8 protein-coding genes and 1 other annotated feature are annotated in these 13,342 nt (G+C 31.0%); of the genes, 2 read left to right on the forward strand and 6 right to left on the reverse strand.

Going from position 1 to position 13,342, the window contains the following annotated elements; all coding sequences use genetic code 11:
• Positions 1-17 precede the first annotated feature (17 nt).
• Positions 18-274, forward strand: a binding site (T-box leader).
• Positions 275-338: 64 nt separating this feature from the next.
• Positions 339-1,733, forward strand: coding sequence for an asparagine--tRNA ligase (gene asnS / locus ACQPUW_RS14095; protein ID WP_430838131.1), 1,395 nt, complete (start codon positions 339-341; stop codon positions 1,731-1,733).
• Between the two features lie 95 nt (positions 1,734-1,828).
• On the opposite strand, the gene ebgA is transcribed toward asnS, so the two are convergent.
• Entirely contained in the window at positions 1,829-4,891 is a 3,063-nt protein-coding gene (gene ebgA / locus ACQPUW_RS14100) for a beta-galactosidase subunit alpha (RefSeq protein WP_430838132.1), read from the reverse strand.
• Positions 4,892-4,939: 48 nt separating this feature from the next.
• On the reverse strand, positions 4,940-6,475 hold the full coding sequence (locus tag ACQPUW_RS14105) for an amino acid permease (RefSeq protein WP_430838133.1): 1,536 nt from the start codon (positions 6,473-6,475) through the stop codon (positions 4,940-4,942).
• A gap of 274 nt (positions 6,476-6,749) precedes the next feature.
• On the opposite strand from ACQPUW_RS14105, the gene ACQPUW_RS14110 reads away from it, so the two are divergent.
• On the forward strand, positions 6,750-7,583 hold the full coding sequence (locus tag ACQPUW_RS14110; protein WP_430838134.1) for an AraC family transcriptional regulator: 834 nt from the start codon (positions 6,750-6,752) through the stop codon (positions 7,581-7,583).
• Between the two features lie 127 nt (positions 7,584-7,710).
• On the opposite strand, the gene ACQPUW_RS14115 is transcribed toward ACQPUW_RS14110, so the two are convergent.
• The 4 genes from ACQPUW_RS14115 to ACQPUW_RS14130 all read right to left on the reverse strand — a co-directional run bounded on the left by ACQPUW_RS14115 (position 7,711) and on the right by ACQPUW_RS14130 (position 13,329).
• A complete protein-coding gene (locus ACQPUW_RS14115) occupies positions 7,711-8,832 on the reverse strand; it encodes a glycerate kinase (RefSeq protein WP_430838135.1) in 1,122 nt (373 codons plus the stop codon).
• Between the two features lie 190 nt (positions 8,833-9,022).
• Entirely contained in the window at positions 9,023-10,510 is a 1,488-nt protein-coding gene (locus ACQPUW_RS14120; RefSeq protein WP_430838136.1) for a leucyl aminopeptidase, read from the reverse strand.
• Between the two features lie 29 nt (positions 10,511-10,539).
• On the reverse strand, positions 10,540-11,058 hold the full coding sequence (gene nrdG / locus ACQPUW_RS14125; RefSeq protein WP_430838137.1) for an anaerobic ribonucleoside-triphosphate reductase activating protein: 519 nt from the start codon (positions 11,056-11,058) through the stop codon (positions 10,540-10,542).
• Between the two features lie 348 nt (positions 11,059-11,406).
• Positions 11,407-13,329: an aconitate hydratase gene (locus tag ACQPUW_RS14130; protein WP_430838138.1), complete on the reverse strand. Its 1,923-nt coding sequence runs from the start codon at positions 13,327-13,329 to the stop codon at positions 11,407-11,409.
• Between the last annotated feature and the right edge of the window lie 13 nt (positions 13,330-13,342).

Genomic DNA, 13,342 nt, shown 5'->3' on the forward strand with positions numbered 1-13,342 from the left:
ATATAATATTATTTTTTAAAATAACTGTGACGAGAAGAGTAAACTTAGGACGTAGTCTTAGCGAGTAAGGGATGGTGTAAGCCTTATATGAAGCCTATTTTGAAGAACATCTCCGAGTTTCTAACCGAAAGCATTTATTGTTAGTAGACTTAGACGGAATTTTCTAGACCGTTAACTTCTAGAAGGGCATAATTAAATGTGCCTACATTTTGAGTTGGCTATAAATTTTATAGCAATTTGGGTGGTACCGCGATAGTATCCTTTCGTCCCATAGTTTTGGGGATGAGAGGTTTTTTTATTTTATAAAAAAGATTTTTAAAATTACAGGAGGTAATATAATGGATAAAAATACTTTAGTAAAGTCAATTTACAGAAATACTTCAGATTACTTAGATAAAGAAGTATCAATAACTGGTTGGATAAGAACTTTAAGAGCTTCAAATGCTTTTGGTTTCATAGAAGTTAATGATGGTTCTTTCTTTAAGAATATCCAAATCGTTTTTGATAACAAGTTAGATAATTTTAAAGAAATATCAAAACTTCCAATCTGCTCATCATTAAAAGTAGTTGGTACTTTAGTTGAAACTCCAAATGCAAAACAACCATTTGAAATTCAAGCTAAAGAAATCGTAATTGAAGGGATGTCAGATTCAGATTATCCACTTCAAAAGAAAAGACATACTTTTGAGTACTTAAGAACGATTGCTCACTTAAGACCTAGAAGTAATGCTTTCTCAGCAGTATTTAGAGTAAGATCAGTTGCAGCTTATGCTATTCATAAGTTCTTCCAAGATCAAGGATTTGTTTATACTCATACTCCAATTCTTACTGGAAGTGACTGCGAAGGTGCAGGGGAAATGTTTAGAGTTACAACTCTTGACTTAAATGATGTTGCTAAAACTGAAGAAGGCGCAATTGATTACTCACAAGACTTCTTTGGAAAAGAAACTAACCTTACAGTTTCAGGACAATTAAATGGTGAATCATATGCTTTAGCATTTAGAAATATCTATACATTTGGTCCAACATTTAGAGCAGAAAATTCAAATACAGCAAGACATGCAGCAGAGTTCTGGATGGTTGAACCTGAAATATCATTTGCTGATTTAGAAGATAACATGAAACTTGCAGAAGAAATGCTTACTTACGTAATTAAGTATGTAATGAATGAATGTCCAGAAGAAATAGAATTCTTCAATAAGTTCATCGATAAAGGATTAGTTGAAAGATTAAACCATGTTGTAAACTCAGACTTTGCTAGAGTTACTTATACAGATGCAGTTGAAATCTTAAAGAATTGTGGCAAGAAGTTTGACTACCCAGTTGAATGGGGAATAGATCTTCAAACAGAACATGAAAGATTCTTAACAGAAGAACATTTCAAAAAGCCACTATTTGTAACTGACTATCCAAAGGATATTAAGGCATTCTACATGAGAATGAATGAAGATAATAAAACAGTTGCTGCTATGGACCTTTTAGTTCCTGGAATAGGAGAAATAATTGGTGGTAGCCAAAGAGAAGAAAGACTTGATTTATTAAAACAAAGAATGGCAGAACTTAACTTAAATGAAGAAGATTACTGGTGGTACTTAGAGCTTAGAAAGTACGGAGAAACTAAGCACTCAGGATACGGACTTGGATTCGAAAGATTAATAATGTACATCACTGGTATGTCAAATATCAGAGACGTAATACCATTCCCAAGAACAACTGGTCAATCAGACTTCTAATATATTTAATAGAAAAAGAATGAGTCAATAAGACTCATTCTTTTTAGTTTATTTAAAAATCTTTTTTAAAACAAATTATCTCTATTTCTTTTTAACTATTCTCTATCTATTACTTCTCTACCTAATGATACTGCTGATACCTCTGTATTATTGTATGACGTTAATTTAAATGATAATTTGAATGGTTCAAACTTACATCTATACTTTTCTAATTGACTTTGTCCACAAGAATTAGTTCCAACACCATTTTGCTTATAGTCAATATTCAAGACTACATAATCTCTCTTTTTAAGGTCTATTGTATGCTTAGCATATTCTAAATCTATATCTTCATAATAAGATGCACTAAAATCAAACTTATTTTCAGTTGATGCAATTAATCCTAACCCTTTTCCATTAACTAAGCTTGCCCACTTACAGTCTGAACGATTTCCGTTTTCTTGTGGCTTAACATAGTTTGTAAACATCTCGTCTACAGTTTTATTAAATACTCCAAAAAGATTACACTCTTTAGTATCTGCGTAAGATTCTCCTGGACCTCTTCCCTTCCAAGTTACATTACTACACTCTTTGTTAACTTTAAGTTTAACTCCTATTCTTGGTAGCATGTCTGGGGCATTTTCAATCATACCTGAAGGAACTCCTTCTACATTTACTACTATATCTCCAGTTGGATATACTACATATTCATAACTTGATTCATAGTACCATGAGCTATTAGTTGTTCCATTTACAACTTTTACAGTAACAGTTAATATATTTTCTTTTACATCATAAGATACTTCTTTTGCAACTTCGTGCATTAAATGCATAAAGTATTTTTTCTTATAATCTTCAACTACATACATATCATTATCAATTGGAGCTCTCCAGAAGTTTAATTTTGGACCTTCTTCAACTAACTTATATCCGTCTTTAATTACATGTACTATATTACCTCTAACTAAATCAAACTCTACTTCAAAGTCCTCTCCTTTAGCTATTAATCTATAGTTATCTTTTTTAACTTCTAGATCTCCTTCTGGTTTTATCTTAACCATTTCTGTATCTATTGGTAACTTAAATTGTGCTGTTGCAAGTTCAATGCCAGCTTTTGACCACATAGTATCTTCTTTTAATACATAAGATAAGTTTACATAATAATCGGCACCTTTAACCTTCTTTAAATCTAAAGAGTAATTAAGCTCTATTTCCTTAGTATCTCTTGCTTTAATTGAAGGAAGTTCTACCTTTTTACTTTCTATTATCTTATCGTCCTCAACTATTGTATATACTAAATCTAAAGTATTTAAGTCATTAAAATCATATCTATTTATAAGTTTAAATATTCTTTTATTTAAATCTACAGCTTCTGTTTGTACTGGCTCAATTACTTTCTTATATTCAAGTAATCCTGGAGATGGAGTTCTATCTGGCATTATAAGTCCATCTATACAGAAATTAATATTACTTGGATCATCACCAAAGTCTCCACCATATTTATAATAAACTTGTCCATCTTCACTAATAGTTTCTATACCATGGTCAAACCATTCCCAAACGAATCCACCTTGTAACTTATCATGTGCATAGAATAAATCTTGATATTCTTTAAGATTTCCAGGTCCATTACCCATGGCATGACAGTATTCACAAAGTATATGAGGCTTTTTGCTCTCTTTAATAACCTTATCCATAAGTAATTTTTCCTTATGTTCAAGCCAAGTATACATAGTGCTGTATACATCTGTTATTTCAGCATCAAAATCACCTTCGTAATGTACTAATCTAGTTGGATCCATCTCCTTTGTCTTTTCAGTCATAGCCTTAAAGTTGCATCCAAATGATGATTCATTCCCTAAAGACCACATTATTATTGATGGATGATTCTTTAACATCTCAACCATTCTTTCCATTCTCTTAACGTAAGCTAATTCCCAAGCTGGATCATCAGTTATCCACTTATAATTTCCTGTTAATTCAAATCCATGACATTCTAAATCTGTTTCTGAAATTAAGTACATTCCATACTCATCACATAATTCATATAAATAATATTGATTTGGATAGTGAGCTGTTCTTATGGCATTTATATTATTCTCTTTCATTAAAATAATATCTTTTTCAATTTCTTCTCTTGTTACAACTCTTCCTGTCTTAGGATTATAATCATGTCTATTCACACCTTTGAACTTTATAGCCACTCCATTTACAGTGAAAAATTCACCCTTTAATTCTATTTTTCTAAATCCAATTCTTTGAGGTATAACTTCTACTACTTTTCCGGACTTCATAACAGTTATAAATAATGTATATAAATTTGGAGTTTCTGCTGTCCACTTTAATGGAGACATTACTTCTTTATTAAATGTTATTTTTTCATTGCTTATCTCAACTGATTCTTCAAATACTCTATTATTATCTTTATCTACTAATTTAAAAGAAATAAGATCACATTCTGTTGACTTAAGTTTTAAATTTACATTTAGATTTGCATTGTTATAATCCTCATCTAAATCTGTAACTACATATATATCTTCAATACCATCTTTTGGCTCTCCTATAAGTTCAACGTCTCTAAATATTCCACTTAGCCACCACATATCTTGGTCTTCTAGGTATGTTCCATCTGACCATTGATATACTCTAACAGTACATTGGTTTTCTCCAAGTCTTATATGATCCGTTATATCAAATTCAGTTAAAAGTCTAGCTCCCTTGCTATATCCAACTTCTACCCCATTTATCCAAATATTAAATGCTGAATCTACACCATTAAATCTCAATATTACCCTTTTATCATTCCAACTCTCATCAATATAAAAACTTCTCTTATAGATTCCTGTTGGATTTTCTGTCGGTACATATGGAGGGTTTATAGGAAAGTTATACCAAAGATCTGAATAATGCATCTTTCCATATCCTTGAAGTTGCCAATTCCCTGGAACGATTATATCATCCCAATTTTCTATATTAAAATTCTCATTGCTAAAGCCAACTGGTGAATATTCTGGTGCATCTAAGAATAAGAACTTCCATGTACCATTTAAATTTTTAAATTTATGACTATATCTATTTTCATTTATTTCTGCTTTTTCTATTGAATCAAAGCTCCTAAAATAACTTCTTGCCTCTAATCTATTAATTCCATCAATATTGATATTTTCCCAAAGTTTCATAATAATCCTCCCATTTCATCTAATTAATAATTATTTTATATACTAAAACTATTTATCTTTATCTTCACTTTTTGTTGCCGCTAGTTCTTGTGCAACTAAATTAGATTTTCTCTCTCTTCTATACATAGTATTTGAAGCACTAACCTTCTTCTCATATCTATTCCAGTAGAATAATGCAATTCCCATGAATAATACGATTCCTAAGATATTGTACCCAAGCACGAACATTGGATTTGCAACTCCTTCAGCTAAAGGTACTCCTTTTAGGTAATCCATAATTATTGATGGTTCTGGAATTGTTGATATTACAAATGATAGCGTGAATAATGCTAATAACATTACGCCTACACCTATACCTATATTTCTACTTCCAAGTTTGAAATCTCTTTTTATATTATCCTTTTTAATTCTGAAAACTATATATGCAATTAATAGGAATAATACTGGTATTAGTGATGTTGCAGCAGTCATATTTATTAAAGTTTCTAAGAATGTATCCATTGATCCTATTCCAAGTGCAGGTATTATTAAAAGAACAGTTACTATAATAGCTTGTGTATACAGCGCATTTACTGGAGTTCCTTGCTTATCTGTCTTTGCAATCCACTTTCCTAAAATTCCTTCCGGAATCTCTGAGAAAAGTATTTTAGCTGGTGCAGCGGTCCATATAACAAGTGATCCTAAACTACTTAATAACATTATTAATCCAACTATATTAGTAATAAAATTACCTATTCCATAATATTTACCTAAAATAATAAATGAATCGAATAATCCATTTGAGAAATTTCCACTTAAAGTTGATTCAGGAACTATAAGTCCAACAGCAACACAGCCTAAGCTATAAATTAATCCTATTGCAGCTGTAGATAATAACATTGTTCTTACGAAAGCTTTTGTTCCACCTTTAACATCTTTAACGTATACACCAATACTCTCAGCTCCTCCAACCGCTTGAAGTATCCATGCAAGTGTCATGAAATATGCCCAATTGAATTTTGGAGCTACTGTAGATGCTGCAAATTCTTGTGCTGGGGCCTCTCCTAATGCAAAAGTTACTCCAAATGCAAGAACTATAAATCCAATACCAATTATTATTCTAGCTACTCCAGATATATTAGTTATTTTAGATATCCAATCTACACCTTTTGTAGATACATACGTTGATACCCAAAACAGTACTATTGATACTATTGATATAATAACTGTCATATTACTTCCTTGGAATATATTTCTTCCTAGGAAAGTATATGAAGCATATATTAAAGTTTGTGGTAATAATGACGTAAAGAAAAATAAGTTAACAAAGAAATATGCCCAAGATCCTAAGAACGCCCATTTCTCGCCTAGTGCTGTTTTAATCCAACTATAAACTCCTGACTCTGAATCTTGATTTGCTGATGAAAACTCCCCAATCATAAGTGCAAATGGGAAAAAGTAAAATATTGTTGCAAATACATAAGTCGGTATTGATGCAAGTCCTATATTTATACTGTTGTTAATTATACTGTTGAATGAGAATACAGCAGTAAATGTCATAAGCATCAATGCCTTAGAACTCATTCTTCTCCTTGAATCGTCCATGTTAATTCCTCCTTATTTATAACCCATTAATTATTTCATAATTTAAAATCAATACATCTAATCACTTGGTAAACCTTTACAAGCAATGCAAAAAACAATAAAACTCTACATACATTGATCTGCATTGATTTGTAAGTATATATATAATATGGTAAAATTGTATTGAATTTAATATTCTTTCTAAATATATTCTATATTTTATTAAACTTTTTTTCGATTACATTTTGTTGTATTAATTTTCACTTTTGTTGCATCTTTTAAGGAGGTTTTCATCATGGGAGATTTTGTTGGATTATTTAAGACTAACAATAGACCGAGTAAAGAATTATTTATTTACGAATGCGGTTATGAAGATTGCAAAGCTACAAAGGCCTTTGAATATGTACCTATAGACTACTATTTAATTCACTATATTGTAGAAGGTGAAGGGATAGCAACTATAAATGGAATAGAATATCACTTAAAAAAAGGGGATGGTTTTTTAATTCCACCTCAAATTAAGAATAAATATTTTCCTTGTGAGAATAACCCCTGGAAGTATAAATGGATAGGATTTAATGGTACTGAATGCAAGTCATTGCTTAAGTTATGTGGTTTTTCAGATGATAACTATGTTTTTAATTATAAGAAAGACACATCCATTAATTTTTATTTTGATAAAATATTTGAGTATTGTAATACTGGTGATCCATTTCTTGCTATAGGTTATCTTTACTTATTTTTGGGGACTCTTATAAGTGAATATGATAATAACACAAGTAATTATAACGTTAGTAATTCTGACACCTATGTTACTGATGCATTAGATTTCATTCACAAGAATTATGATAAAGAAATATCTGTTGCAGATATAGCTTCTGAAGTAAATATAGATAGAAGTCACTTATTTAAACTTTTTAAATTAAATATGACTATGAGTCCACAGCAATATCTTATAAATTATAGATTAAATAAAGCTTGTGAACTTCTAAAAAAGAGTAATTCTTCTATAAATGAAATATCATACTTAACTGGCTTTAGTAGTCCATCCTATTTTTCACGTATTTTTACAAAATATAATGGATTACCACCTATCAGTTATAGAAATAAATATATAAAGAATAAATAAACTACACTAAAGTTTTGTACAAACTTTATTAAGCTTAATACAAAACCTTAGTGCCTATCTTTTATCCACAATATTGAATTTTATTAGCTATTTATCCACATATCTGTGCATACTTTCTATGGATATCTTATAAAAGTCTTATAACATTCTCAACTGTTCTCTCTAAATTCTTACTTCCATCTTTTAGTGCTTCATCTAATGTTATAACTCCAGGAGTAATAGATAATATAGAATTTATTCCTATATTATAAAGATTTTCAGATCCTTCTAATATTCTTCCTCCAAAAGCAATTGACTTTACACCTTTTTTCTTTGCAACTACCGAAACTCCCATAGGGGTCTTTCCATAGATAGTTTGATCATCAATACTACCTTCTCCTGTAAGCAAGAAGTCTGCACCTTCTAATTTTTCTTCTAATCTAGTATGCTCTATTACAATGTCAATTCCTCTTTTAAGCTTACCATCTAAAAATGCTAGAAGTGCTGCTCCAAGACCACCAGCTGCTCCGGCACCTTCTACATCTTTTATATCTTTACCTAAATATTCTTTAATTTTTTCTGCATAATGCTCTAGGTTTTTATCAAGTTCTAAGACCATCTCTTCTGTCGCTCCCTTTTGTGGACCAAACACGTGAGATGCTCCAAGGTTTCCGCAAAGTGGATTAGTTACATCACAAGCAACTTCTATATCTATATCCTTTAATCTTTTATCCAACCCTGATACATCAATTTTAGAAAGTCTCCTTAACTCTCCTCCTCCAAAAGAAAGTTCATTGCCATCCTCATCAAGTAATCTTCCTCCTAATGCTTGGATCATACCTGCCCCGCCATCATTAGTAGCACTTCCTCCAATTCCAATAACAATTTTTTCAGCACCTAAGTCTAATGCTCTTTTTATTATCTGCCCCGTACCATATGTTGTTGAAATCATAGGATTTCTTTTATCCCTATCTACAAGTGCAATCCCACTTGCTTCTGCCATTTCAATTACTGCAGTTTTTGAATTTCCAAGCATTCCAAACTTGGCTTCCACATCATTTCCTAAAGGTCCCTTTACCATGACTTTTGAAATTGATCCATTTGTCGCCCAAACTAAAGCTTCAACTGTTCCTTCTCCTCCATCTGCCATAGGCACCTTAATACATTCTGCATCTTTTATTACTTTTTTTATTCCTCGCTCCATTGCATCACATGCTTCCTTTGAAGTCATGCTCTCTTTGAAAGAATCTGGTGCTAGTACAAATTTCATAGTAATTTTTCTCCCTCCCTCTAAAAAATATAGGAGTGTTAACACCAGGTTTAACTACTCCTAATAATAAGCTCATTCACTTAACATATTTTATAATATTATTTTCTTTAATACATTCTATCATACACCTATATCTTCTTACATAAAAAAAGCAGCTAAAAAGCTGCTTTTTAATAAAGTAAAATATTTATTATAGGTTTTCTCTTCCTTTTGCTAATTCATATATTGAATTAACAGGTACTCCAGTACCACCTTTTAATTTATAAGGCTTTGCTGAATCTGTCCAAGCAGTTCCTGCAATATCTAAATGTAAGAATGATACTCCATCATCTACAAATTCTTCTATAAATAATCCAGCAGTTATTGTACCTGCATTTCTTCCACCTATATTTTTAATATCAGCTATATCAGATTTTATTAATTCTCTATATTCAGGGAATGTTGGTAACTTCCATACCTTTTCTCCTGTATATTTTGATACATCTTCTAATTCTTTATATAATTCTTCATCATTAGTTATAACAGCTGTTGTTGTCTCTCCAAGTGCAACAAGAGCAGCTCCTGTAAGTGTAGCCATTTCAATAACTTCATTTACCTTTTCTTTTCTTATTATATAAGTTACTGCATCTGCTAAAGTTAATCTACCTTCAGCATCTGTATTTAATACTTCAATTGTCTTACCTGCCATACTTCCTATAATATCTCCTGGCTTATAAGCATTTCCTGATATCATATTTTCACAAGCTGCAACTACTGCTATTACATTCATTCTTAAATTTCTTTTTGCGATAGTCGCCATAGCACCTATAACAGCTGCTGCACCACCCATATCTGATTTCATTGTATCCATACTTGCAGTTGGCTTAATTGAGTATCCACCTGAATCATAAGTTAATCCCTTACCAACAAGTCCTAGAACATCTTTTTTATTATGCTTATCTCCAAAGTATCTCATAACTATAAGCTTTGGTTCTTTACTTGATCCCTTTGCAACTGATATAAAAGCTTCCATACCAAATTCTTCAATCTTTTCTCTTCCAAAGATATCAACTTCAAATCCAAACTTATTACCTAATATTTTAGCTTCATCAGCTAAGACTTCTGGATACATTTCATTTGCAGGTTCATTAACTAAGTCTCTAGCTATAGTTACTCCTTCTGCTATATCTTTTCCTTCAATTATATATTCTTCAACCTCATCTATCATTGAATCATTTAATTTAGCACATGAAATTGAAACAAATACATCCTTTACTTCATCTTTCTTATCACTCTTATATTTATCAAATTCATAATCTGAAAGCATTAAAGATATTGTCATAGCTTTAGCCATTTCTTTTACATCTAAATTCTCAGTTTCTATCATTCTTACAACAATATCATCATTTTTTAGTTCTTTCATCTTTTTATAAGCTTTTGATAAATTAACTTTTATCTTTTCTAAATTTATATCTTCTTCTTTTCCAAGACCTAATAAAACTATATCTTCTATATTGCCTTCTACCTCTTGAGTGAAAGTATAAACTTCACCTTCTTTTCCGCTAAACTTACCACTCTTTTCTAAATGCTTTATCATTTTATTTATTTCAGGAGTTTTTAATTCTAAATTATCCTCAAATAAAGAAATGATTACCCCTTGAACTTCTGTCCATTTTTTTGCCTTTGCACTTACGTCCATATAACTCTCTCCCTTCATATATAAATAAATTAGTTCATGTATTCATGTACTAAAACTATTTCGCCTTTATCTAGGCTCTCTTTAACATTTATGATTCTTTGATTACTTGAACCCCTAAATCTTATGCCATCATCCATCTTTGTTTCATCAAATCTACCATCTATAAGAACATCTATGTTGTTTATAAATTCTCTCCATCCAAATCTATCCTCTAAATGCTCTAAGATATATTCAAAGGTATAGCCTGTAAATGACCAAACATTTAATCCATTTTCTCTGAATTTCTTTGCCATATAAGCAAATTCTTCTGCTCTTTCCATTGGATCTCCACCACTAAATGTAACGCCCTTAATAATAGGATTATCTAATACATCCTCTATAAGTTCATCCATATCTCTTTCTTCTCCACCTGAGAAATCATGAGTATCAGGATTGAAGCATCCTTCGCAATTATGTTTACATCCTTGTGAGAAAAATACTCTTCTCATACCAGGTCCATTTACTAAGCTCTCATAAGCTATGCCAGCAAGTCTAATTTTTTTGCCCATAAGCTCACTCCTTTAATTAATTTATATTATATCACTGTGATAACTATTATCATATGTTTATAGATACTTTTTATTACTTAATTTAAATTATTAATATATTTATCACATACTCTTTATGTATTTATAATGCATTCTTTTCATTAAATATATTATAAGCTAAAACCTAAATTAAATATAATTAAAGTTTCCTATGTTAATATATATTTTACCTATATATAAATTTATATTGTTTGTACTCTTATTAACATTAATTATATTTATTTTTAATTTGCATATTTTAGTATATTTATATTTCAAGATTAAAAGGAATAATAGCTTATCCCTATTACTCCTTTTAATATACAAATATTAACTATTATTCTTTACATAATTTAGCCTTCCACCAGCTCTAATTATCTCTACTTCCTTATCTGTCAAATTTAAAATTGTATTAAATTCACTCTTATTAGTTCTATTTTTAAACTTAACTATTCTTTTTATTAAAGCATCCTGTATGTTATCACATATTATTTCATCCATTAATTCTATGCTATTATAGCTATCCTCATCCTCAAATTCTAACGGTAATATTCCATTATTTATAAGGTTTGCTTTATGAATTCTAGCGAAGGATTTTGCTAGAACTGCTTTTACACCAAGATATAAAGGCGCAAGTGCCGCATGTTCTCTACTCGATCCTTGCCCATAATTTGCACCAGCAACTATAATACCTCCATTATTTTCTTTTGCCCGTTTAGGAAATTCTACATCTACCGTATTAAAACAGAACTTAGAAAGATATGGTATGTTAGACCTAAATGGTAAAAGCTTTGAATTAGATGGCATTATGTGATCAGTTGTAATATTATCTTGAACCTTTATAAGAACTTTCCCTTTTATATCTCTACCTAATGGCTTATTAATCGGAAATGGCTTAATATTTGGTCCTCTACATACTGTAACATCTGAACTTTTATCTGCTGGTTTTAATATCATAGAATCATCAATTAAAAATTTCTTTGGTAGATCAATACTTAAATCAACATTCATAATTCTAGGGTCTGTAATAAATCCATTTATTGCAGAAACTGCTGCTGTTTCTGGACTCACTAGATATACTTTAGCAGATAGCGTTCCACTTCTTCCATAGAAATTTCTATTAAATGTTCTAAGAGATACTCCCTCTGTGCCAGGTGCTTGCCCCATACCAATACATGGCCCACAGGAATTTTCAAGTATTCTAGCTCCAGAGCTTATAATATCTGCAAGAGCACCATTTCTAGCTAACATCTCCATTACTTGCCTCGACCCTGGTGCAATAACTAAGCTAACATCTGGATGAACTTTTTTACCCTTTAATATCTTACTAACTTTCATTAAATCTTCATAGGATGAATTAGTACAACTGCCTATTGCTACTTGATCTACTTTAATTTTTGATATATCTGAAACTTCTATCACATTATCAGGTGAATGAGGTTTTGCTATCATAGGCTTAAGATTATTTAGGTTTATTGTAATCTCCTCATCATACGTAGCATCTTCATCTGCCTTTAATTCAATATAATCTGATTCTCTATCTTGAGCTTTAAAAAATTCTAAAGTTCTTTCATCACTAGGAAATATCGATGTAGTGGCTCCAAGTTCAGCTCCCATATTAGTTATTGTTGCTCTCTCAGGAACCGAAAGAGTTTTTACCCCACTTCCTCCATATTCAAAGACTTTATTAACTCCACCCTTAACTGAAAATCTCCTTAAAACTTCTAATATTATGTCTTTTGCAGATACCATTTCATTTAACTTTCCAACAAGATTTATCTTACATACCTTTGGAGTGTTAATATTATACTCACCACCTGCCATAGCAAGTGCAACATCAAGACCTCCAGCGCCCATAGCAAGCATTCCTACTCCGCCAGCTGTTGGTGTATGACTATCAGATCCTATTAAAGTTTCTCCCGGCTTTGAAAATCTCTCTAGAAATACTTGATGGCATATTCCATTTCCAGGCTTTGAAAAATACACCCCATGCTTCGATGCAACAGTTTGAATAAATTTATGATCATCTGCATTTTCAAATCCTTGTTGTAACATATTATGATCAACAAAAGCCACGGATCTTTTGGTTTTAACATTGCCTATATCCATAGCCTCAAGTTGAAGGTATGCCATTGTTCCTGTTGAATCTTGTGTTAATGTTTGATCTACTTTTATGCCAATAGGTCCATTTCCCTCAATTATTCCACTAACTAGATGATTTTTTAAAATCTTAATTACTAAATTATCTCCCATCTATTTAAGCCCC

Source organism: Clostridium sardiniense (assembly GCF_050584765.1).
In the GTDB taxonomy this organism is placed as follows: Bacteria; Bacillota; Clostridia; order Clostridiales; family Clostridiaceae; genus Clostridium; species Clostridium sardiniense_A.